General features: G+C 73.4%; 18 protein-coding genes. 9 read left to right on the plus strand and 9 right to left on the minus strand.

Annotated features, from left to right (window positions below; translation table 11 throughout):
* Window positions 1–11 precede the first annotated feature (11 nt).
* Both ACZ6AQ_RS23155 and ACZ6AQ_RS23160 read left to right on the plus strand, forming a co-directional pair.
* Entirely contained in the window at window positions 12–1,073 is a 1,062-nt protein-coding gene (locus ACZ6AQ_RS23155; RefSeq protein WP_388695176.1) for a potassium channel family protein, read from the plus strand.
* Window positions 1,074–1,265: 192 nt separating this feature from the next.
* Window positions 1,266–2,252: an NAD(P)H-quinone oxidoreductase gene (locus ACZ6AQ_RS23160; protein WP_468761870.1), complete on the plus strand. Its 987-nt coding sequence runs from the start codon at window positions 1,266–1,268 to the stop codon at window positions 2,250–2,252.
* 63 nt (window positions 2,253–2,315) lie between these two features.
* Here the strand turns inward: ACZ6AQ_RS23160 and ACZ6AQ_RS23165 are convergent, their stop codons facing one another.
* The 6 genes from ACZ6AQ_RS23165 to ACZ6AQ_RS23190 form a co-directional block, all read right to left on the minus strand.
* Window positions 2,316–2,861, minus strand: coding sequence for a bacterial proteasome activator family protein (locus ACZ6AQ_RS23165; protein WP_388695015.1), 546 nt, complete (start codon window positions 2,859–2,861; stop codon window positions 2,316–2,318).
* A 98-nt stretch (window positions 2,862–2,959) separates the two neighbouring features.
* Window positions 2,960–5,821, minus strand: coding sequence for an FtsX-like permease family protein (locus ACZ6AQ_RS23170; RefSeq protein WP_468761872.1), 2,862 nt, complete (start codon window positions 5,819–5,821; stop codon window positions 2,960–2,962).
* Entirely contained in the window at window positions 5,818–6,552 is a 735-nt protein-coding gene (locus ACZ6AQ_RS23175; protein ID WP_468761874.1) for an ABC transporter ATP-binding protein, read from the minus strand. Before ACZ6AQ_RS23175 ends, ACZ6AQ_RS23170 begins: the two co-directional genes overlap by 4 nt.
* Before the next feature lie 174 nt (window positions 6,553–6,726).
* Complete coding sequence (locus ACZ6AQ_RS23180) at window positions 6,727–7,449, minus strand: PadR family transcriptional regulator (RefSeq protein ID WP_468761876.1); 723 nt, start codon at window positions 7,447–7,449, stop codon at window positions 6,727–6,729.
* 94 nt (window positions 7,450–7,543) lie between these two features.
* Window positions 7,544–8,284 (minus strand): hypothetical protein, encoded by a 741-nt coding sequence (locus ACZ6AQ_RS23185; RefSeq protein WP_468761878.1) that lies wholly within the window; start codon window positions 8,282–8,284, stop codon window positions 7,544–7,546.
* Window positions 8,285–8,472: 188 nt separating this feature from the next.
* Window positions 8,473–10,092 (minus strand): protein kinase domain-containing protein, encoded by a 1,620-nt coding sequence (locus ACZ6AQ_RS23190; protein ID WP_468761880.1) that lies wholly within the window; start codon window positions 10,090–10,092, stop codon window positions 8,473–8,475.
* 262 nt (window positions 10,093–10,354) lie between these two features.
* Between ACZ6AQ_RS23190 and ACZ6AQ_RS23195 the strand changes: the two genes are divergently transcribed.
* Window positions 10,355–11,965: a protein kinase domain-containing protein gene (locus ACZ6AQ_RS23195; protein WP_468761882.1), complete on the plus strand. Its 1,611-nt coding sequence runs from the start codon at window positions 10,355–10,357 to the stop codon at window positions 11,963–11,965.
* 139 nt (window positions 11,966–12,104) lie between these two features.
* Here the strand turns inward: ACZ6AQ_RS23195 and ACZ6AQ_RS23200 are convergent, their stop codons facing one another.
* Together ACZ6AQ_RS23200 and ACZ6AQ_RS23205 are read right to left on the minus strand one after the other, a co-directional pair.
* Window positions 12,105–13,301 carry a phosphotransferase gene (locus tag ACZ6AQ_RS23200; protein ID WP_468761884.1) on the minus strand — a complete coding sequence of 399 codons (1,197 nt, stop codon included), beginning with the start codon at window positions 13,299–13,301 and terminating at the stop codon, window positions 12,105–12,107.
* Between the two features lie 112 nt (window positions 13,302–13,413).
* The gene (locus ACZ6AQ_RS23205; protein WP_468761886.1) at window positions 13,414–14,073 is read right to left on the minus strand and encodes a response regulator; all 660 of its coding nucleotides are present in this window, start codon (window positions 14,071–14,073) and stop codon (window positions 13,414–13,416) included.
* Between the two features lie 341 nt (window positions 14,074–14,414).
* Between ACZ6AQ_RS23205 and pdhA the strand changes: the two genes are divergently transcribed.
* From pdhA to ACZ6AQ_RS23230, 5 genes are all read left to right on the plus strand, one after another.
* Window positions 14,415–15,608, plus strand: coding sequence for a pyruvate dehydrogenase (acetyl-transferring) E1 component subunit alpha (gene pdhA / locus ACZ6AQ_RS23210; protein WP_468761888.1), 1,194 nt, complete (start codon window positions 14,415–14,417; stop codon window positions 15,606–15,608).
* 2 nt (window positions 15,609–15,610) lie between these two features.
* Entirely contained in the window at window positions 15,611–16,591 is a 981-nt protein-coding gene (locus ACZ6AQ_RS23215; protein WP_388694994.1) for an alpha-ketoacid dehydrogenase subunit beta, read from the plus strand.
* Between the two features lie 31 nt (window positions 16,592–16,622).
* The gene (locus ACZ6AQ_RS23220) at window positions 16,623–18,038 is read left to right on the plus strand and encodes a dihydrolipoamide acetyltransferase family protein (RefSeq protein WP_468761916.1); all 1,416 of its coding nucleotides are present in this window, start codon (window positions 16,623–16,625) and stop codon (window positions 18,036–18,038) included.
* Between the two features lie 96 nt (window positions 18,039–18,134).
* Window positions 18,135–18,776 carry a GntR family transcriptional regulator gene (locus tag ACZ6AQ_RS23225; RefSeq protein ID WP_388694991.1) on the plus strand — a complete coding sequence of 214 codons (642 nt, stop codon included), beginning with the start codon at window positions 18,135–18,137 and terminating at the stop codon, window positions 18,774–18,776.
* The gene (locus tag ACZ6AQ_RS23230; RefSeq protein ID WP_468761890.1) at window positions 18,773–20,086 is read left to right on the plus strand and encodes an MFS transporter; all 1,314 of its coding nucleotides are present in this window, start codon (window positions 18,773–18,775) and stop codon (window positions 20,084–20,086) included. Before ACZ6AQ_RS23225 ends, ACZ6AQ_RS23230 begins: the two co-directional genes overlap by 4 nt.
* A 130-nt stretch (window positions 20,087–20,216) precedes the next feature.
* Here the strand turns inward: ACZ6AQ_RS23230 and ACZ6AQ_RS23235 are convergent, their stop codons facing one another.
* Window positions 20,217–21,044 carry a maleylpyruvate isomerase family mycothiol-dependent enzyme gene (locus ACZ6AQ_RS23235; protein ID WP_468761891.1) on the minus strand — a complete coding sequence of 276 codons (828 nt, stop codon included), beginning with the start codon at window positions 21,042–21,044 and terminating at the stop codon, window positions 20,217–20,219.
* Window positions 21,045–21,200: 156 nt separating this feature from the next.
* Between ACZ6AQ_RS23235 and ACZ6AQ_RS23240 the strand changes: the two genes are divergently transcribed.
* Window positions 21,201–22,025, plus strand: a complete 825-nt coding sequence (locus ACZ6AQ_RS23240; protein WP_468761893.1) for a carbon-nitrogen family hydrolase — start codon at window positions 21,201–21,203, stop codon at window positions 22,023–22,025.
* The last annotated feature ends 89 nt before the right edge of the window (window positions 22,026–22,114 follow it).

A 22,114-nucleotide genomic window follows, 5' to 3' on the forward strand; every position in this document is an offset into this window, starting at 1 on the left:
GTCGTGACGTGATGGCCCGTCACGCCGACGAGAAACTCGCCGGGCCCCGGGTCACACTGCCCCGGCGAGTGGTCGAGCGGCCGCTGCGCCAGGTCGGCAAGCGGCTGCTCATGGCGTTCGCCGTGCTGGCCGCGACGGTCCTCATCGTCTATTTCGACCGCGGCGGTTACCACGACAACGCCGACGAGGAGCTCGACTTCCTCGACTGCGTCTACTACGCGACCGTGACGCTCTCCACCACCGGCTACGGCGACGTCGTCCCGTACAGCGACACGGCGAGGCTCGCCAACATCCTGCTGGTCACGCCCCTGCGCGTGCTGTTCCTGATCATCCTGGTCGGCACCACCCTGGAGGTCCTCACCGAGCGGACCCGGGAGGAGTTCCGGCTGAACCGCTGGAGGTCCACCTTGCGTGACCACACCGTCATCGTCGGCTTCGGCACGAAGGGGCGGTCCGCGATCCAGACCCTCTGCGCCACGGGGCTCAGCAAGGAGCAGATCGTCATCGTCGATCCCTCCAGCAAGGTCATCGAGACGGCGAACGCGGACGGTTTCGTCGGTGTCATCGGGGACGCGACCCGCAGCGCCGTGCTGCTCCGCGCCGAGGTGCAGCGGGCGCGGCAGATCGTCATCGCCACCCAGCGCGACGACACGGCCGTCCTGGTCACCCTCACGGCACGCCAGCTCAACCGGGGCGCGAAGATCGTCGCCGCCGTCCGCGAGGAGGAGAACGCGCCGCTGCTGCGCCAGTCCGGCGCGGACGCGGTCATCACCAGCGCCAGCGCCGCCGGCCGCCTGCTCGGCCTCTCGGTGCTGAGCCCCAGCGCCGGCACGGTGATGGAGGACCTGATCCAGCAGGGTTCCGGCCTCGATCTGGTCGAGCGGCCGGTGAACAAGAGCGAGGTCGGCAAGAGCGTGCGGGAGACCGGGGACCTCGTGGTGAGCGTGCTCCGGGGGCACCGGCTGCTCGGCTACGACGATCCCGCGGCCAGCCCGCTCCAGCTGACCGACCGCCTGATCACCATCGTGCGCGCCGTGCCGGTGACCCGTCTCTCCCCGCCGCCGGAGAACTGAGACGCCCGGCCGGAACCGTCTGGACGGGAACCGCCCCGCCGAAACCGCCCCGCCGGAGTCTCCCCGCCGGAACCGCCCCGCCGGAGCCTCCCGGCCGGGACCCGGGACCCGGGACCGTGCCGTGCGGCCGGGAGCCGGTGTCCGGGACCGGAACCGGGCCCCGGCGGCGGTCCCGGGAGTAGCCTCGCCGTCATGTATGCGATCACGATTCCGGAACCCGGTGGACCCGAGGCCCTGATCTGGTCCGAGGTTCCCGACCCCGTGCCCGGCGAGGGCGAGGTCCTCGTCGAGGTGGCGGCGAGCGCGGTCAACCGTGCCGACCTGCTCCAGCGCCAGGGTTTCTACGACCCGCCGCCGGGCAGCTCCCCGTACCCCGGTCTGGAGTGCGCGGGCCGGATCGCCGCGCTCGGCCCCGGGGTGTCCGGCTGGGCCGTCGGCGACGAGGTGTGCGCGCTGCTCGCGGGCGGAGGCTACGCGGAGAAGGTCGCGGTCCCGGCCGGTCAGCTCCTTCCGGTGCCGAAGGGCATCGACCCGGCCACGGCCGCCGCGCTCCCCGAGGTCGCGTGCACCGTCTGGTCGAACGTCTTCATGGGCGCGCGCCTGGGCCCCGGGGAGACGCTGCTCGTGCACGGCGGGGCCAGCGGGATCGGCACGATGGCGATCCAGCTCGCGAAGGCGGCCGGAGCGCGGGTCGCGGTCACCGCGGGCGGTCCCGGGAAACTGGAGCGCTGCGCCGGGCTGGGCGCGGACATCCTCATCGACTACCGCGAGCAGGACTTCGTGGAGGAGCTGCGCGGGGCGACGGACGGAGCCGGGGCGGACGTCATTCTGGACATCGTCGGCGCCAAGTACCTGGAGCGGAACGTGAAGGCGCTGGCCGTGAACGGCCGGCTGGTGGTCATCGGCCTCCAGGGCGGGACGAAGGGCGAGCTGAACCTCGGAGCGCTGCTCGCGAAGCGCGGCACCCTCATGGCGACCACGCTGCGGTCCCGCCCGGCGCGGGAGAAGGCGGCCGTCGTCGCCGCCGTCCGGGAGCACGTCTGGCCGCTGATCGAGGCGGGCGCGGTCAGGCCGGTCGTCGACCGTACGGTGCCGCTGCCGGAGGCCGCCGAGGGACACCGGGCACTGGAGTCCGGCGGCCACGTGGGCAAGGTCCTGCTGCTCGCGCCCCGGAGCTGACCGGCCGCACGCGGGAGGGCCCGGCACACCGTGTGCCGGGCCCTCCCGCGTGCGCGCGCCGTCCTACAGGTACGGGCCCGAGCGCACCGCGTGGCCCGGTCCGTGGTCGTCGTCATCGTCGTGCCCGGCGCCCGGCGGCAGCGCCCGGCGCATCTGCTCCAGCTGGGCGCGGGCCGCCATCTGCTGGGCGAACAGCGCCGTCTGGATGCCGTGGAAGAGGCCCTCCAGCCAGCCCACGAGCTGGGCCTGCGCGATGCGCAGCTCCGCCTCGGAGGGGATCGCGTCGTCCGTGAACGGCAGGGAGAGCCGCTCCAGCTCCTCGACCAGTTCGGGCGCGAGCCCGTCCTCCAGCTCCTTCACGGAACCGGCGTGGATGTTCTTGAGCCTGACGCGGCTGGCCTCGTCGAGAGGAGCCGCGCGGACCTCCTCCAGAAGCTGCTTGATCATGCTGCCGATCCGCATGACCTTCGCGGGCTGCTCCACCATTTCCGTCACCGGGACCTCGCGGGATTCGTCGTCGCCCTGAGTGCCGCCGAGCGCCATCCCGTCCTGTCCCACGATGAGGACCTGGGGGCTCTCCTGCGACCTGTCATTCCTCGGCTTCTCCATGCCGCCATTCTCTCGCACACGCGCTTCACCACGGGGTGTGCCCCCGGACGGGAGTGATCCACCCTCGTCCGGGGGCACAGACGGGCGACGAAGGTCCGTCAGGTCGCCTCGCGCCGGGCCAGCGCGCCGCGCGAACGGGTCACGAGGGCGGCGAGCAGCGCGGCGCCCAGCGGGACGACGACGATCAGGCCGGCCAGGGTCTCCCACGGGACGACGACCGGCAGGTCGGGCGGGGTGCCTGCGACGCTCCAGCCCTCGGCGACGCTCTCCTCGTAGGAGCGGAGCTGGTCGCGCTCCTCGGTGAGGCGGAGGCCGACGGCGGGCAGCAGCCCTGCGGCCGAGCCGAGGACCACGCCCATCGCGGCGACGACTCCGCACTGGAATCCGCTGAGCGTGCGGCGGACCCGGGGCGGGGCGCCCACGGCGGCGAGCGTCTTCAGGTCGGCCTCGGCGTCCGCCTGGGCGAGTCCGGTGGCGATGCCGGCGGCGCCGATGGTGACGAGTCCGGCGAAGATGGCCAGCGAGAGCAGGACGATCCCGTTCTCGTTGACGAAGCCCTCCTCCAGCCGCAGCACGATGTTGCTGCCGAGCTTGGTGATCTCGCCGTCGAGCTTCTGCCGCTGCTCGTCGTCCGGGAGGTGGTCGGTGGCCGCGTACAGGCCCATCGGCACGGTGGAGAGGCCGGCCGCCCTGGCCGTGGCCGGGGTCATCAGGGCCTGGAGGCCGTAGGACTCCTTGTCGCCGGGGACCAGGTAGGCCGGAACCGAGGTGACCTTGCCGGGCGCGGGCCGTCCTTCCTCGGACGCCTTGTCGGCGGCGGCGATGTCGGCGATCTGCTTGATCCCGACGGTGCCGTCCTTGGCGACCTGGGCGCGGGAGAAACTGACGATCCTGCCGTCGGCGAGGGCCTTCACGGCCCCGGGATCGTTGATCCCCAGGATCTGGAGCACCTTGGCGTCGCCCACGAGCAGTCCGCCGTCGATGTAGAGGCCGTCGCCGGAAGGCTCCTTGCAGCGCCAGTCGTCGGTGAGCATCTTCCGCCGCTGCTCGGGGGTGAACTTCTGCGAGGAGTCACCGCCGCCCGGAACCGTCACGTGCATCGGGCACTGGTTCGCCGGGGGGACGACGACCTCGTAGCGGCCGCAGCCCGCCTCGGTGCTCCACGGGGCACAGCCGGGGTTGCCGACCGCGACGCGGTCGACATCGGCGCGGACGTCGACGGGCAGGTACCGCTGGACCGCCTCGCGGACCGCCGGGACGTCACGGCCGCCCTCCTCGGGGACGAAGGCGGCGACCACGCCGTACGGCAGCACGGGCTCGTACCCGGCCCTGTTCTCGGCCTCCCTGCTGGCCATGTACGTGGAGACGGCGACCGTTCCCGCGACGGCGGCGAGGACGGCGGCGACGGCCGGTGCCGTACGGCCCCGGTTGCGGACGGCGTCCCGCAGCGCGAGGCGCGGGGAGAGCGGCAGCCAGCGCCCGGCACGCCCGAACAGGCCCACCAGAGCCGGGGTCAGGGCGACGATGCCCAGCTCGGCCAGGGCGGAGCCGGCGGCCACCAGGGCGGCCTGCTGGCTGACGAGGGAGCCGAAGAGGGCGATGGCCGCACCGAGGAGGAAGGCCACGAGGCCGATGACGGGCAGCACCCGGCTGCCGCGGCGGACGCCGCGCCGGCCGGTGAGCGAGGCGAGGACGCTCTGCCGGGAGGCGGTGAAGGCCGGGACGATCGCGGCGAGCAGACCGGTCAGGACCGCGAGCAGGGCGATGCCGAGGATTTCCAGCGGCCGGACGTCGAAGGCGCCGAACCGCTGGCCCATCGTCTCTTCGAGGAACGGCCGCAGCAGCAGGGTCAGGGCCACGGCGAGCACGGTGCCGACGACGGCCGCCACGACGCCGATGACCAGACCGCCGCTCAGCACGATCGCCCGGATGTGGCTGCGGGCACCGCCGTTGGCCCCGACCAGGCCGAGCTGGCGGCGCGAGCGCCGGGCGCCGACCGCGAAGGCGGGTCCGGCGAGCAGGCAGATCTCCAGCATCGCCAGGCCCACGACGGTCGCGACCGAGGCGAGTTCGGCGGGGGAGAGCCCCGGCTGGAAGTCGTAGGCGCCCCAGCCGTCCTTCTGGTAGAGCGGCACGTCGGCGTGGGCGGGCGGATCGAGCAGCACGGCGCGTGAGGTGACGGAGACGCCCTTGGTGTTGATCTCCTGGACCGCGTTCCACGTGAAACCACCGGGCTTCCGCACCAGGTACGAGACGGAGGTCTCCGGGGCCGGCAGCCCGCTCTTCACGACGGCTTTCGTGTACGGCTCGAAGAAGGCGCCGGGCAGGACGTTGATCTGATCGGTCTTGAGCGAACTGGGAAGTTCGTAGGAGCCGACGATCCGGTACGGGCGGTCGAAATTGCGAGCGGAAAGGGTCGAGCCGATCGCCAGTCCGCTGCTCTCCAGGAAGTGCGAGGTCGCCATGGCCTCGTCGTCCTTCTCCGGGAGGCGTCCCTCCAGAAGCGGCATGATGCCGCGCGCGATCGGGTCGGACGCCTTCAGCTCGCGGACCTCGGTCACCAGCAGCCCGTGGGCCGTGGTCAGCTTGGCCGATCCGACGCGGTCCGTGAGGACGGTGGAACCCGCGGGGATGGCCTGGGTGACGTCGGTGTCGCCGGACGGCCAGGGCCGGCCGGGACCGTCCTCGGCCGGAGCGCGCATTTCGCCCTCCGGGTCCTGGAGAATCGGCACGCCGCCCATGTGGGCGTCCGTGAAGCGCGCGTCGGCCGCGCCGACCAGCCGGTCCAGCCGCTCGGCGGGGGAGAGCGTCGAGCTGCGGTAGGTCAGGTCGAGGGCGCTGACGCCCAGGATGGGCAGCGCGATCATCGCGAGGACGAGGGCGCTGCGGCCCTTGGCGCGCCAGGCGTCGCGTCGGGCGATGCGGATCGCGGCCCGCCAGGAGTGGAACCAGGTCTTCACGCCTCCGCCACCCGGCCCGTGAGGAGGGAGTCGGCCTCGCTGCGCACGGTCTGGTCGACGATGGCGCCGTCCCGCAGGAACACGACGCGGTCGGCCCAGGCGGCGAACCGGGGCTCGTGGGTGACGAGGACGCCGGCGGCGCCCGCGTCGCAGCGGGAACGGAGCAGGGCGAGGACGGACTCGCCGGTCTCGGAGTCGAGGGCGCCGGTCGGCTCGTCGGCGAGGACGAGCCGGCGGTCGCCGACCAGGGCGCGGGCGATGGCCACGCGCTGCTGCTGCCCGCCGGACATCTCGTCGGGGAAGCGGTCGGCGAGGTGGCCGAGCGACATCTCCTCCAGGGCGGCGAGGGCCTCGACGCGCGCCTTGCGGGCGGAGGTCCCGTCCAGTTCGCGGGGCAGGGCGACGTTCTCGGCGGCCGTGAGGGCCGGGATGAGGTTGTAGTCCTGGAAGACGTACCCGATGCTGCGGCGGCGGAGGGCCGCGAGCTGCTTGACGCCGGCGGTGGTGATGTCGGTCCCCTCGACGATCACCCGGCCCCCGCTGGGGGCGTCCAGGCCGCCCGCGATGGTGAGCAGGGTGGACTTGCCGGAGCCGGACGGGCCCATGACGGCGACGAGTTCGCCGGGGTACACGGAGAGGTCGATGCCGCGCAGGGCGTGCACCTCGGTGGCGCCCGCGCCGTGGACGCGGGTCAGGCCCTGGAGTTGCAGCACGGGCTGCTGTGTGGACATGGGAAGGGTTCCCCCCTTGGTCGTACCGGGCGGTCGGCCGGGTACGGAGCGTGCGGTGGAAGGTGGTGCGTCAGAGGTACGGAAGAGGTGCGGGCGCGCCGTGGCACGCCCCGGGTCGAGGGCACGCGAACGGCGGGCCCGGTGGCCGGGGCACGCGGTCACCGCGCCCCGGGGTCATGGGCGTGCGGCCGTCCCGTCGGTCCGCGCGGAGGAGTCGGGTGCGGCGGAGGTGCGCACGGCGGAGGCGGGTGCCGGCGTCGCGGCGGGTCCCGGAACGGTGGCCGGGGGCCGCGCCCGGTCGGTGGCGGGGTTCGCGGGGCCGGCGGACCCCGCGTCGCGGGACGCCCGCGCGGTCGCCGAGAGGCGGATCAGCCGGGACTCGCAGTGGTCCAGCCAGCGCGCCTCGGCCTCCGTCTGGAAGATCAGCTGCTCCAGGACGAGCAGCCAGGCCACGTCGTCCCGCTCCCGCGCCCCGCCGTTCTCGACGGCGAGGAGCGCCCGGGCCTTGAGCCGGGTGTAGTCCTGCATCGCCTTCACGGTGTGCCGGCGCTGGGACTGGATGACGTCGCGGATGTCGACGCAGGGCGCCCCCACCGCCATGGCGAGCTTGATGGCCAGTTCGTCACGGGCGGGGCTGGTGCGGTCCACCGGCCTCTCGAACCAGGTCCTCAGCTCGTCGCGGCCGGTGTCGGTGATCGCGTAGAGCACGTGCCCGGCTTCGTCCTCACCGCTCTGGGCGACCATGCCGTCGCGCTCCAGCCGCCCGAGGGTCGTGTAGACCTGGCCGACGTTGAGCGGCCAGGTGGCACCGGTACGGGACTCGAACTCCGTACGGAGCTGGGAGCCGTAGCGCGGACCTCGTTCGAGGAGGGCGAGGAGCCCGTGGCGGATCGACATACTCAGTATGTATACCGAGTATGTTCACCCGGACAACCAACCCGAGGGGGAAGCCGGGGGTCCGTCTCAAGGGGGACCCGGGCGCCCGGACGGCTCAGCGGCGGCGCATCCGGAGCCCCAGGAAACCGATGCCGAGTCCCATCAGAGCCATTCCCACTCCCAGGGTGAGTACGGGAATCCGCTGGTGGGAGAGGCGGGAGACGGCTTCGGTGGCCGCCGGTGCCTCGGCGGCGGGGCGGTCGGCGGGCGTCGCCTCGGGCCGCGCGGGCTCCTCCTCGCGTACCGCTTCGGCCTCCTCCTCCCCGTCCTCCCACGGCTCCGGGTTCGCGGCGGTTCCGGTGCGGGGGGTGCTCGGGGCGGGGGCGGAAGGGGTCTCGGTGCGTCCGGGCCGGGGCCTTCCCTCCGCGGCGGGCCGGCCCGCGAGGGAGGCCGAGGCGCCGGGAGCGGGGGTGTGGAAGACGGGGTCGCGGGGAACGGGGGCGCCCCCGGCCCCGCCGGGCGCGGCGCCCGGGCGGGACGGGTCGGCACCGGGGGACGTGGCCTCCCCGGTGTGGCCCGGAAGGGGGGAGGCGGACGGCGGGACGGTCGCGCCGGGCGTGCCCGGAGGAGGACCGGAGGGCGCGGGGGGCACGGGGAGAGTGGAGGGGGCGGCGTCGGCCGGGGGCGCCGCCGGGTCCGCGGTGGAGGGCGCCGGCGCCGGGACCGTCGCCGAGGCGCCCGGTGGCTCCGCCGCGCGGGCGGCGGGCGCCGCGTACAGGGCGCACGCGCAGATGAGGACGCAGGTGAGCGCCGGGCGCGGGGCCCGGGCCCGGTCCCTGCGGAATGCTGGAGCCACCGGGTGACCCCCTCCCGTACCGAGCTGCCGAGGTGTCCGGCTCAGCGTCACACGCCGGAACGCCTCCGGCATCCGGGGTGGGCCCGCAGGGGGACCCGGAGCCCCCACGGCCCGCGCCCGCCGGGCGTCCGGCGGCGGGCGGCACGGCCGGCGCGGGGCGCCCGCGTCCGCCGCGGCGGTCCGCCCGTCTACTGCGGCGGGTTGCCCGTCGAGACCTTGAGGGTGAACTCGGCGTCCTTGGCGGCGATGTCCTCACCGGCCGGCGGGTACTGCTCCATCACCGTTCCCTCGCCGTAGGTCACCTCGTCCACCGGGGTCTGGACCTTGATCTTCCATCCGGCCTGCTGGATGCAGTCCTTCACCGACTGGATGTTCTTGAAGGTGAGGTTGGGCACCTCGAACTTCTCGGGGTCCTCGCTCGACTCCCTGGGCTGGGTGCACTTCTTCACGTCGATGGTCTTGGTCAGGTCGGGGCCCTTGTGCCCGGGGGCCGCCGTCGGGGTCTGCTGGGACTCGGTGCCGTTGGCCCGCGGGTCCGGGTCCTCCTTCTGGTTGAACGCCACGACCAGGCCGCCGATCGCGAGCAGGGCGACGACGACCGCCCCCGCGATCAGCGGGGTGTTCCGCCGGGAGCCGCCGCCCGCCGGGGCGGACGCGGAGGGGTACGGCGCCGGGGTCGGGGCCTGCTGGTAGGCCGGCGCGGGCGCCTGGGCCTGCTGCGGGTAGCCGTACGAAGGGGTGGGGGCGGGGGTCGCGTGGCCGTACGGTCCCGGCTGGGGGGCCGGCGTCACGTACGGCTGCTGCACGCCGTGCGCGCCGGACCCGTGGGCCGGCGGCGGGGTCTGGCCGACGGGCGGGAAGACCGCGGAGCCGACGCCCGAACCGCTGCTGAGCGGGCTGCCCGGGACGATCACGGGCGCTCCGGTCTGCCCGGCCGCCAGGACCCGCAGGCACTCGTCGCGCATGGCCGCCGCACTGGGGAACCGCTCGTTCGGGTTCTTCCGCAGGGCGCGGGCCACGAGGGCGTCCATCGCCGGGGTCACCGCGCGGTTGACGGAGGACGGCGGGACCGGCTCCTCCTGCACGTGCGCGTACGCGATGGCGAGGGGCGAGTCGGCGTCGAAGGGCAGCCGGCCCGTCAGGAGCTGGAAGAGCATGATGCCGACCGAGTAGAGGTCGGAACGGGCGTCCACCGCGCGGCCGAGGGCCTGCTCGGGGGAGAGGTACTGGGGGGTGCCGACGACCATGCCGGTCTGCGTCATCGAGGTGACCCCGGACTGCATGGCCCGGGCGATGCCGAAGTCCATGACCTTGACCACGCCGCGCTTGGTCGTCATCACGTTGCCCGGCTTGATGTCGCGGTGCACCAGGCCCATCTCGTGGCTGACCTCGAGGGCCGCGAGCACGTCGGCCGTGACCTTCAGCGCCTTGTCGGCCGGCATCGCGCCGTACTGCCGGACGTCCGAGGCGAGGACCGAGCCGAGCGGCTGCCCCTCCACGTACTCCATGACGATGTACGGCATGACGGAGCCGTCGAGGGTGTCCTCGCCGGTGTCGAAGACCGAGACGATGTTGGTGTGCGACAGCTTCGCGACGGCCTGCGCCTCGCGCCGGAACCGCTCGCGGAAGGACTGCTCCCGGCCCAGTTCCGTGTGCAGCGTCTTGATGGCGACCTGCCGGTCGAGGGCGGTGTCGTACGCCAGGTACACCGACGCCATGCCGCCCTCGCCGAGAAGATCGCGCAGCTGGTACCGGCCGCCCGCGACCGAACCGCCCGCGTAGCGGCCCTGTGCGCCGTCCTGGCTCATCCGTGCTTCCCCCTACGCGCGCGTGGCGGCGTCGATCCGATTTTCCTGGCCAAGTCTGCCCGAGGGCAGTGACACGTCAAGCCAGGTGCCCGTTCCGTGACCCTCCGCACAGGAAGCGTTTCCGGACCGGGACGGTAACCGTTCGAATTTGCACAGGTGTACGTGAACGGGTTTGGACGGCCGGTCCATCTCGGACCGTGATGTCGCACGGAGCCTGTAGCGTGACGACTGGACACGGCACGACAGACGACGGCGAGGACTGATGGCACCCGAATCCGGAGCAGGCGGCGGTGCGCCGGACGCGTCCGCGGAGTCCTGGGGCGTCGGCGGGGTCGTCGGCGACGGACGGTACCGCCTGACGCACCGTCTGGGGCGCGGCGGCATGGCGGAGGTCTTCGCCGCCGAGGACGTGCGGCTCGGCCGTACGGTGGCCGTCAAGCTGCTGCGCGCCGATCTCGCCGAGGACCCGGTCTCCAAGGCCCGCTTCACGCGCGAGGCGCAGTCCGTCGCCGGACTCAACCACCACGCCATCGTCGCGGTGTACGACTCGGGCGAGGACCTCGTGGCCGGCCGGCCCGTGCCGTACATCGTGATGGAGCTGGTCGAGGGCCGCACCATCCGCGACCTGCTGCTGAGCGCCGAGGCGCCCGGTCCCGAGCAGGCCCTCATCATCGTCTCCGGGGTCCTGGAGGCGCTGGCCTACTCGCACCAGCACGGCATCGTGCACCGCGACATCAAGCCGGCGAACGTGATCATCACCCACTCCGGCGCGGTGAAGGTCATGGACTTCGGCATCGCCCGCGCCCTGCACGGCGCGCAGTCGACGATGACCCAGACCGGCATGGTCATGGGCACGCCGCAGTACCTCTCCCCCGAGCAGGCGCTCGGCAAGACCGTCGACCACCGCTCGGACCTGTACGCGACGGGCTGTCTCCTCTACGAACTCCTCGCCCTGCGGCCCCCCTTCACCGGCGAGACCCCCCTCTCCGTGGTGTACCAGCACGTCCAGGACGCGCCGGTTCCGCCGTCCGACGTGACGGGGTCCGTGCCGCCGGAGCTCGACGGCCTGGTGATGCGCTCGCTCGCGAAGGACCCGGACGACCGGTTCCAGAGCGCCGAGGAGATGCGCGGCCTCATCCAGTACAGCCTCCAGATGCTCCAGCAGCAGGGCGGCCACACCGGCATGTGGAACACCGGTCCGGTCGGGGCGTACGAGGGCGGGCACACCCCGGTCGGCGGCGTGGCCGCGACGACCGCGATGGGTCACCCGACGCACGGGGAGACCGCGCAGGGCCCGATCCTGCCGGCGGCGAACCCCCACGACGGCGGGTACGACGGCGGCACCGGCGGCTACGGCCACGGCGGTCCGGGCGGCGGCCGGGGGAAGCTGTGGCTGTTCGCCGCGCTCGCCCTCGTCGCGGTGGTCGCCGGAGTCGCGTTCGCGCTCAACAAGACGGGCGGCGACGGCGGCGGCACCAAGGGCGGCACCACGCCGACCGCCACCACCTCGCCCTCGACGGCCTCGGAGAAGCCCACGCCCTCGGAGGAACCCTCCCAGGAGCAGACGCAGGAACCGGGCACGTCGAACGGCGGCTCGACGCAGGAGACGTGGTCCCCGCGTCCGACCTACCGGCCCACCAGGCCCACGCGCACGCCGTCGACCGAGATGCCGACGGACCCGACGACCACGCCCCCGACGGAGCCCACGGGCACGCCCACGAAGACGGACGAGCCCTCGACCGGTCCGACGACCACGCCCCCGCCCGTCTCGACCGGGGAGCCCGGCGGCGGCGGCAACGACGGCGGTGGTGGCAACGGCGGCAACGGCGGTACGGGCGGCACCGCGCCGGGACCCGGCAGCGAAACGGGCTGACGCGACAGGGTCCCCTTCACCGGGGACCCTTCGTCGTTCCGGCGGCGGCACACCGGCCGGACCGCTGCCGTCGCCGTCCGGGGACCTGCCGGGCCCCGGTCGTACGGCCGCTCCCGGCCCTTTCGGCGGCCGTGCCCCCTCATCCCGCGAACGCCTCCCGCACGGCCTCGTACTCACGGGTCCACCAGACCGCCAGGGCGGACACCGCCGGGAACAGCGGGTCGGCCCTCCGGTCGTGCAGCTGGTAGCGCCAGCGCAGGGGCCAGAAGTCGTTGAGCCGTTCCCACCAGACGCGGTGCGCCGCGGTCGCCAGTTCGGCGCCGTCGGCCCCCGTCTCCCGCCGGTACGCGCGCGCGTACGCCCGCACCTTCTCCAGGGCCAGCTCGCCCCCCGGCCGTACGAAGAAGATGGCGGCGGCCCTGACCGCCTCCTCGGCCCGGGGGCGGAGCCCCAGCCGGTCCCAGTCGACGATCGCGGCGGGCTCGGCGCCCCGGTAGAGCAGGTTCAGCGGGTGGAAGTCGCCGTGCACCCATCCGGCCCCCGCGGCGGGCGGCGGGCGGCGGTGGGCGTGCTGGACGAGCAGCCGGCGGCGCTCCGCGAGCCGGTGCTCGGCCAGGGCGTCGAAGCTGTCGCGGGGGCGGTGGGCGCGGACGAGGCGGGTCAGCTCCTCGATGGTCCGGAAGGTGTCCCGGGGGTCCGCGCTCGCGCGCCCGTCCGTGTCCGTGTCCCCGTCGGCCCCGTCGGTCGCCCCGCCGGCCGTCCCACCGGGGGCCCTCCCGGCCGTCCCACCGGGAGCCCTCCCGGCCGCCCCACCGGGGGTCCGTCCTCCGGGGACGCTCCCGGACGCCCTTGCGGATTCCGGGGGCTCCATCACCCGGTCGAGCGCGGTGTGGACCTGCCCGAGGAGGGTGCCCAGGCGGCGGGAGCCGCCGGTGGAGAGCTGGCCGCCGTCGCGGTGCCGCCCGTCGATCCAGGGGTGCAGGGCGTAGCAGTGGCCGTCGACGACGGTGACCGTGCGGCCCCGGGCGTCGGCGAGCGGCGGGGCGACGGGCAGGCCGAGGGCGTGCAGCCGCTGGGTGGCGCGGTGCTGGCGGGTGATGGTGGCGCGGTCGGCGGTGGGGGCGTCCAGGTGCTGTTTGAGGAAGTAGGTGCCGCGGGTGGTGGTGAGGCGGAAGCCCCGGTTGAGCAGCCCCTCGGTGACCGGAACGCAGGTCAGGGGCTCGCCGGCGTGCCGGTGGCGGCGCAGCAGGGCGCCGACGGGCGGGATGCTCGCGGGCCGTGCGGGCGCCGGGGGCGAGCAGGTCGGCGGGGCGAGTGTTTCAGATGAGCGCGGCACCCTTCAGATGTTAGATCACTCTGGGTGGTGGATTCGTCGCGCTAAGGAGCGGAGGGGGGTCCGCGAACGGCCCCGCCCCGCCCGGAAGGCGCCCCCGCCCGGCGCCGCTCCGTCAGTGCCGCTCCGCCTGGAGCCGCGCCACGTACGCCGCCGCCTGCGAGCGCCGTTCCATGCCCAGCTTCGACAGCAGGCCGGAGACGTAGTTCTTGATGGTCTTCTCCGCGAGGTGGAGCCGTTCGCCGATGGCCCGGTTGGTCAGGCCCTCGCCGATCAGGTCCAGGATCTTCCGTTCCTGCTCGGTCAGGCGGGCGAGCTTGTCGTCGCCCTTCGGGCCCTTGCCGTCGCGCAGCCGCTCCAGGACCCGGGCGGTCGCCACCGGGTCGAGCAGCGACCTGCCGGCCGCCACGTCCCGCACCGCGTTCAGCAGTTCGTTCCCCCGGATGGCCTTCAGGACGTACCCCGAGGCCCCGGCCATGATCGCGTCGAAAAGCGCCTCGTCGTCCGCGTACGAGGTCAGCATCAGGCACCTGATCCCCTCGTCCCGGGAGCGGACCTCCCGGCAGACCTCCACCCCGCTGCCGTCCGGCAGCCGGACGTCGAGCACCGCGACGTCCGGACGGGTCGCGGGGATCCTGACCAGCGCGTCCGCCACCGTACCGGCCTCGCCGACCATCTCGATGTCGTCCTCCACGGAGAGCAGCTCGTGGACGCCGCGCCGGACGACTTCATGGTCGTCCAGCAGGAATACCCGGATTTTTCCTTTTTCGCGCACGCGGGCAGTCTCACATATTGGCTCTTCCCGCGCCCGGGGTGCGCGGGATAACGTGCCGCTTGTTCCGGTGGCCTCCAGGCCGTTGCCGACGCGCTGACCAGCCGCTGTTCCCGCTTTTCTCGATTTACTTGGAAATCCAAGCAAAATCGCAGGTCAAGGGGGGTTTCGCGGGAATGCCGCGCTGTGGGTAACGTGCCTATGACAGGGCGCTCGCCGGGGCACCTGTCACGCCCGACCCCGGCCGCGTCGCACCCACCCCGTGCGAAGGGTACGGACAAGGCGGAGAGCCGCACTGGCCTCACCGGCGAACCCGGGGGCCGGACCGACGGAGGAGCACGCACGTGACCGTGGAGAGCACTGCAGCGCGCAAGACGACGCGACGCGGCAGCGGCACCAAGCGCGCCGCAAGCGCGAGCGCCAGCACCACCAAGAAGACGAGCACGCGTGCCGGGGCGGAGACGGCCGAGCCCGAGCTCGTCCAGCTGCTGACGCCCGAAGGGGAACGCGTCCAGCACCCCGACTACGACATCGACCTGAGCGCCGAGGAACTGCGCGGCCTCTACCGCGACATGGTCCTCACCCGCCGGTTCGACGCGGAGGCCACCTCCCTCCAGCGCCAGGGCGAGCTGGGCCTGTGGGCCTCGCTGCTCGGCCAGGAGGCCGCCCAGATCGGTTCCGGCCGCGCGCTGCGGGACGACGACTACGTCTTCCCGACCTACCGCGAGCACGGCGTCGCCTGGGTCCGGGGGGTCGACCCGACGAACCTGCTGGGAATGTTCCGCGGCGTGAACCACGGCGGCTGGGACCCCAACAGCAACAATTTCCACCTGTACACGATCGTCATCGGCTCGCAGACGCTGCACGCCACCGGGTACGCGATGGGCATCGCGAAGGACGGCGCGGATTCCGCCGTGATCGCCTACTTCGGTGACGGCGCCTCCAGCCAGGGCGACGTCAACGAGGCGTTCACCTTCTCCGCGGTCTACAACGCCCCGGTCGTGTTCTTCTGCCAGAACAACCAATGGGCGATCTCCGAGCCCACCGAGAAGCAGACCCGCGTCCCGCTCTACCAGCGCGCCCGCGGCTTCGGCTTCCCCGGCGTCCGGGTCGACGGCAACGACGTCCTGGCCTGCCTCGCCGTCACCCGCTCCGCCCTGGAGCGCGCCCGCCGCGGCGAGGGCCCGACCCTGGTCGAGGCGTTCACGTACCGTATGGGCGCCCACACCACCTCCGACGACCCGACGAAGTACCGCCGGGACGAGGAGCGCGAGGCGTGGGAGGCCAAGGACCCGATCCTGCGCCTCAAGGCGTACCTGGAGCGGGAGGGCCACGCCGACGCCGCCTTCTTCGAGAGCCTGGAGGCGGAGAGCGAGGCCCTCGGCCGGCGCGTCCGCGAGGGCGTCCGTTCCATGCCCGACCCGGACGACCTGGCGATCTTCGACCACGTCTACGCGGACGGGCACGCGCTCGTCGACGAGGAGCGCGCCCAGTTCGCCGCCTACCAGGCGTCCTTCGCGGATGGCGAGGTCAAGTAACCATGGCTGTACAGAAGCTTCCGCTCGCCAAGGCGCTCAACGAGTCGCTGCGCACGGCCCTGGAGACGGACCCCAAGGTCCTGATCATGGGCGAGGACGTCGGCAAGCTCGGCGGCGTCTTCCGCGTCACCGACGGCCTGCAGAAGGACTTCGGCGAGGACCGGGTCATCGACACCCCGCTCGCCGAGTCCGGCATCGTCGGCACCGCGATCGGCCTCGCCCTGCGCGGCTACCGGCCGGTCGTCGAGATCCAGTTCGACGGCTTCGTCTTCCCCGCGTACGACCAGATCGTCACGCAGCTCGCCAAGATGCACGCCCGGTCGCTCGGCAAGGTCAAGATGCCGGTCGTCATCCGCATCCCCTACGGCGGCGGCATCGGCGCGGTCGAGCACCACTCCGAGTCCCCCGAGGCGCTCTTCGCGCACGTCGCGGGCCTCAAGGTCGTCTCCCCCTCCAACTCCTCGGACGCCTACTGGATGCTCCAGCAGGCCATCCAGAGCGACGACCCGGTCATCTTCTTCGAGCCCAAGCGCCGCTACTGGGACAAGGGCGAGGTCGACACCGAGGCCATCCCCGGGGAGCTGCACCGCGCCCGGGTGGCCCGCGAGGGCACGGACCTGACGCTCGCCGCGTACGGCCCGATGGTGAAGGTCTGCCTGGAGGCCGCCGCGGCCGCCCAGGAGGAGGGCCGGTCGATCGAGGTCCTCGACCTGCGGACCGTCTCCCCGGTCGACTTCGACGCCGTCCAGCGCTCGGTCGAGAAGACGCGCCGCCTCGTGATCGTGCACGAGGCGCCCGTCTTCTTCGGTTCGGGCGCGGAGATCGCGGCCCGGATCACCGAACGCTGCTTCTACCACCTGGAGGCCCCCGTCCTGCGGGTCGGCGGCTACCACGCGCCGTATCCGCCGGCGCGCCTGGAGGAGGAGTACCTGCCGGGACTCGACCGTGTGCTCGACGCCGTCGACCGCTCGCTGGCGTACTGAGGAGAGCACCGTGACGATCCGCGAATTCAAGATGCCCGACGTGGGCGAGGGCCTCACCGAGGCCGAGATCCTCAAGTGGTACGTCCAGCCCGGTGACACCGTCGCCGACGGGCAGGTCGTGTGCGAGGTCGAGACGGCCAAGGCCGCCGTCGAGCTGCCGATCCCCTTCGACGGCACGGTCCACGAGCTGTGCTTCCCCGAGGGGACGACGGTCGACGTCGGCCAGGTCATCATCTCGGTGGACGTCGGCGGCGCGGCCGGGTCCGCCCCGGTGGCCGAGGCCCCGGTGACCGAGTCCGTCGCGGCCCGGGCCGTGCCGGAGGAGGAGGACGAGCCGCAGGGCCGCCAGCCGGTCCTCGTCGGTTACGGCGTGGCCGCCAGCTCCACCAAGCGCCGCCCGCGCAAGGCCCCCGAGGGGGGTGCGCCGGCCGCCGTCGCCGCGCCTCCCGCGCCCGCGGCCGTCGCCGCGCCTCCCGCCGTTCCCGTACCGGAACGGCTCAACGGGCACGCGCCGGCCGCCGGCCGCCCGCTGGCCAAGCCGCCGGTCCGCAAGCTCGCCAAGGACCTCGGCGTCGATCTGGCGACGGTCACCCCGACCGGCCCGGACGGCGTCATCACCCGCGAGGACGTCCACGCGGCGGCGGCCCCGGCCCCCGCCCCGGCCGTCGAGGCCCCGGCCCCGATCCCGGCCCCGGCTCCGGCGTCCGTCGAGGCCCCGGCCTCCCCGTCGGCCGCCGTGTCCGGCGCGCGGGAGACCCGCGTGCCCATCAAGGGCGTGCGGAAGGCCACGGCGGCGGCGATGGTCGGCTCGGCCTTCACCGCGCCGCACGTCACCGAGTTCGTGACCTTCGACATCACTCGCACGGTGAAGCTGGTCGAGGAGCTCAAGGCCGACAGGGACATGGCGGGCCTGCGGGTCAACCCGCTGCTCCTCGTCGCCCGGGCGGTCCTGGTCGCGATCAGGCGCAACCCCGGGATCAACGCGGCCTGGGACGAGGCGGCGCAGGAGATCGTCCTCAAGCACTACGTGAACCTGGGCATCGCCGCGGCCACCCCGCGCGGTCTGATCGTGCCGAACATCAAGGACGCGCACGCCCAGACCCTGCCCGAGCTGTCGAAGTCGCTGAGCGAGCTGGTCTCCACGGCCCGCGAGGGGCGGACCACCCCGGCGGCGATGCAGGGCGGCACCTTCACCATCACCAACGTGGGCGTCTTCGGCGTCGACACCGGTACGCCCATCCTCAACCCCGGCGAGTCCGCGATCCTCGCGGTCGGCGCGATCAAGCTCCAGCCGTGGGTCCACAAGGGCGAGGTGAGGCTGCGTCAGGTCACCACGCTGGCCCTCTCCTTCGACCACCGTCTGATCGACGGCGAACTCGGATCCCGGTTCCTGGCGGACGTCGCCGCGATCCTGGAGCGGCCGAAGCGGCTGATCACCTGGGCGTGACGCCCGGACCCCGCCGTTTCACGTGAAACCGGAGGGCCCCGTCCACGATGCGGACGGGGCCCTTTGTCGCACCCCTGTTGTATCTATGCTGTGTTCATGGCATCGGCACCACCCGCGGCGGACCGCGTCTACGCACACGTCAAGCAGGCCGTACTCGACCGGCGTTACGAAGGGGGAACCCTCCTCACCGAGGGAGAGCTCGCCACGGCCGTGGGGGTGTCCCGGACGCCCGTCCGCGAGGCGCTGCTCAAGCTGGAGATGGAAGGGCTGCTGAAGCTCTACCCCAAGAAGGGTGCCCTCGTCCTCGCCGTCTCCGCCCAGGAGATCGCGGACGTGGTCGAGACCCGCCTCCTCGTCGAGGAGTTCGCCGTCCGCCGGGCCGTGCCCGCCCCCGCCGCCCTGGTCGCCCGTCTCGAAGAACTCCTGGAGGAGCAGAAGCGGCGCGCCGGGGAGGGGGACCTCGCCGAGGTCGCCGTCACCGACCGCTGCTTCCACGCCGAGATCGTCCGGCACGCGGGCAACCAGATCCTCGCCCGCCTCTACGACCAGCTCCGCGACCGCCAGCTGCGCATGGGCGTCGCCGTGATGCAGGCCCGGCCCGACCGCGTCGCCAAGAACATCACCGAGCACGCCGAACTCCTCGACCGCATCAAGGCGGGCGACGCCGAGGGTGCCGCGCGCTGCGTCCGCGGGCACCTCGGCTGGGTCAAGGTCCTGGTCCGGGGTGAGGACCGGTGAGCGGCCGCGACGGACACGGCCCCGCCGCCGTCCTGCCCGGAGATCCGCCCGGCGGCCGCCGCGCCGCCCTCGTCTGGGGCGTCGGCGTCGGCGTCTACTTCGTCGCCGTCATCTTCCGCACCTCACTCGGCGTCGCCGGACTCGACGCCGCCGAACGCTTCGACGTCAACGCCTCCGCGCTCTCCACCTTCTCCATCCTCCAGCTGCTGGTCTACGCCGGCATGCAGATACCCGTCGGCCTCCTGGTCGACCGGCTCGGCACCAAGAAGGTCCTGACCCTCGGCGTCGTGCTCTTCACCGCCGGACAGCTCGGCTTCGCGCTCTCCCCCTCCTACGGCACGGCGCTCGCCTCCCGCGCCCTCCTCGGCTGCGGCGACGCCATGACCTTCATCAGCGTCCTGCGGCTCGGCAGCCGCTGGTTCCCCGCCCGGCGCGGCCCGTTCATCGCTCAGGTCGCCGCCCTCTTCGGCATGGCCGGCAACCTCGTCTCCACCGTCTTCGTCGCCCGCGCCCTGCACGGCCTCGGCTGGACCACCACCTTCGTCGGCAGCTCCCTCGCCGGCGTCCTGGTCCTCGTCCTGCTGCTGCTCTTCCTCAAGGACCACCCCGAGGGGTACGAGCCCCGGCCCGCCGAACACGCGGGCGCCGCCTACGTCCGCCGCCAGATCGCGGAGTCCTGGCGCGAACCCGGCACCCGCCTGGGCATGTGGGTGCACTTCACCACCCAGTTCCCGGCCATGGTGTTCCTGCTGCTCTGGGGGCTGCCGTACCTCGTCGAGGCCCAGGGCCTCTCGCGGTCCACTGCCGGGACGCTGCTCACCCTGGTCGTGCTCTCGAACATGGCCGTCGGCCTCGCGTACGGGCAGATCATCGCCCGCCACCACACGGCCCGCGCCCCGCTCGCCCTCGGTACGGTCGCGGCCACCGCCCTGCTGTGGGGAGCCGCCCTGGCGTACCCCGGCCACGCCCCGACGGGGCTGCTCGTCGCCCTCTGCCTGGTCCTCGGCGCCTGTGGACCGGCCTCGATGATCGGTTTCGACTTCGCCCGCCCGGCCAATCCCCCGGAGCGTCAGGGGACCGCCTCGGGAATCGTCAACATGGGCGGTTTCGTCGCCTCGATGACGACGCTGCTCGCCGTCGGCGTACTGCTCGACGCGACCGGCGGCAACTACCGGATCGCGTTCTCCTCGGTCTTCCTCCTGGAGGCCCTGGGCCTCGCGCAGATCCTGCGCCTCACGTCCCGTACCCACCGCAGGGAACGGGAACGGCTCGTCGCCAGCCGCGTGGAGGCCGTGCACGTACCGGTGTGACGGCCGGTACCGCGCGGTCCGGCCGGGCGGGCCCCGACGGGGCATCACCGCGACGCGTCCGGGCCCCGGCGGGGCGTCACCGCCACGCCTCCGGGCCTCGACGGGCGCCGGCGCACGGTGGTCCGGGTCCTCAGTGGGGCGTCACCGCGAAGTGGTCGAGGATCGCCCGGGCCAGCCGCTCGTCGCCCTCCGTCTTGACCCGGTCGGCCACGTCGGCCGGCCGGACCCGGCCGCAGGCCAGCCGTACGTACGTCTCCCAGTCCGTCGTCAGCGTCACCGCCGGACCCAGCGAGGGCGCCCCGTCGACCGAACCGCGCCCCTCCGCGTCCACCCGCACCGTCCGCAGGAACTCCACCGGCCCGGTCACGTCGAGGACCACCGCCGAGGGGGCGGGCGCCCCGGCGTCCTTGGCGACCACGTCCGGCAGCGCCTCCAGGAGCACGTCCCGGGTCACGTACGCCCCCGGCGAGTCCAGGTTCCCCGGCACCCCGAGCGCCGCCCGCAGGTCCTGCTCGTGCACCCACACGTCGAAGGCCCGCGACCGGTAGGCCGCCTCCAGGGTCTGCTCGGCGCCCAGCGGGGCCCGGATCAGGCGGTCGGGGGAGCGGTTCTCGTTGCGGAGCTGCCGGGCCCGGCGGATGAGGACGTACTCCAGCTCCGAGGTCATCTCCGGCGCCGTGTGGTGGCGGCGCACATCGACCTGGACCTCCATGTAGCGCGCGAAGTCACTGCGCACGTGGTACAGATCGCGCGGCAGCGAGTGGATCGGCCGGGGGTCGCCGAGCATCTCCGTCTCCATGCCGATGACATGGGACACGATGTCCCGGACCGACCAGCCGGGGCAGGGGGTCCGGCGGTTCCACTCGCCCTCCACGAGCGGCTGCACCAGCTCGGCTATCGCCTCGACGGAGTGGGTCCAGGCGTCGGCGTAGTTCTGGAGGCTGGGATGGACGGTCACGGGACCCCTCGGCGGTTCTTCGGTGCGCGGGCTGAATAACACGGCTGAATGGGAGGCTCGGACGCTAAGTTACGCTGCCCGAAGGCACCCCGGCAGTGCTTTCGTGTGACGATCGTAGGCCGGTGTTGACGGCTCGAATGCCAGGACGGTGGTAGTGTGCGCGCCTCGCTGATCCAGATCGCGGTAGACCCGGACGAACCGGCCGACGCCCGCCGTGCCCGCGCGGCACGCCTCGTCCGCGAGGAGCGCGGCCGGGCCGACCTCGTCGTCCTGCCGGAACTGTGGACCGTGGGGGCCTTCGCCTCCGGTCGCTTCGCCGCCGAGTCCGAGCCGCTGAACGGCCCGACGCACCGGGTGATGGCGGAGGCGGCCCGGGACGCCGGGGTCTGGCTGCACGCCGGATCGTTCGTCGAGGCGGAGGCCGGCGCCCTCTACAACACGTCGCTCGTCCTCTCCCCCGACGGCGAACTCGCCGCCTCCTACCGGAAGATCCACCGCTTCGGCTTCGACCAGGGCGAGGCGGTGCTGATGGCCGCCGGGGAGGACCTGGTCACCGTCGACCTGCCGCACCTGACCGTGGGCGTCGGCACCTGCTACGACCTGCGCTTCCCCGAGCTCTTCCGGGGCCTGGTCGACGCGGGCGCCCAGGCGTTCGTCGTCCCGGCCGGCTGGCCCGCCGCCCGCCGCGCCCACTGGACGCTCCTCGCCCGTGCGCGGGCGGTCGAGAACCAGGCGTACGTCCTGGCCTGCGGCACCGCGGGCACCCACGCCGGCGTCGAACAGGCCGGGCACTCGCTCGTCGTGGACCCCTGGGGGGAGGTCCTGGCGGAGGCCGGGCCCGGCGAGGAGGTCCTGCGGGCCGTCCTCGACCCGGACGGGGTGACCGCGACCCGCGAGCGGTTCCCGGCGCTCAAGGACCGGGTGCTCGGCATCGCGGCGCCGTCGCGGACCGGGGACCCTTTCCGGAAGACCTCCTACTGATCTTTTCGTTAGTTGGGTGGGGTTGGCGGGTGGAGGGTGAGGCCGGTGTGGGTGAGGAAGGACCAGGGCAGTTGGGGGTTGGTGTTGAT

It is taken from the genome of Streptomyces sp. NPDC041191 (assembly GCF_055591945.1).

Excerpts from the sequence above, each read along its gene's own strand:
- ACZ6AQ_RS23220 (WP_468761916.1), top strand. The coding sequence starts at position 16,623 with ATGCCCGACGTGGGCGAGGGCCTCACCGAGGCCGAGATCCTCAAGTGG.
- ACZ6AQ_RS23195 (WP_468761882.1), top strand. The coding sequence starts at position 10,355 with ATGGCACCCGAATCCGGAGCAGGCGGCGGTGCGCCGGACGCGTCCGCG.
- ACZ6AQ_RS23165 (WP_388695015.1), bottom strand. The coding sequence starts at position 2,861 with ATGGAGAAGCCGAGGAATGACAGGTCGCAGGAGAGCCCCCAGGTCCTC.
- ACZ6AQ_RS23175 (WP_468761874.1), bottom strand. The coding sequence starts at position 6,552 with ATGTCCACACAGCAGCCCGTGCTGCAACTCCAGGGCCTGACCCGCGTC.
- ACZ6AQ_RS23215 (WP_388694994.1), top strand. The coding sequence starts at position 15,611 with ATGGCTGTACAGAAGCTTCCGCTCGCCAAGGCGCTCAACGAGTCGCTG.
- ACZ6AQ_RS23190 (WP_468761880.1), bottom strand. The coding sequence starts at position 10,092 with ATGAGCCAGGACGGCGCACAGGGCCGCTACGCGGGCGGTTCGGTCGCG.
- ACZ6AQ_RS23155 (WP_388695176.1), top strand. The coding sequence starts at position 12 with ATGGCCCGTCACGCCGACGAGAAACTCGCCGGGCCCCGGGTCACACTG.
- ACZ6AQ_RS23225 (WP_388694991.1), top strand. The coding sequence starts at position 18,135 with ATGGCATCGGCACCACCCGCGGCGGACCGCGTCTACGCACACGTCAAG.
- ACZ6AQ_RS23180 (WP_468761876.1), bottom strand. The coding sequence starts at position 7,449 with ATGTCGATCCGCCACGGGCTCCTCGCCCTCCTCGAACGAGGTCCGCGC.
- ACZ6AQ_RS23160 (WP_468761870.1), top strand. The coding sequence starts at position 1,266 with ATGTATGCGATCACGATTCCGGAACCCGGTGGACCCGAGGCCCTGATC.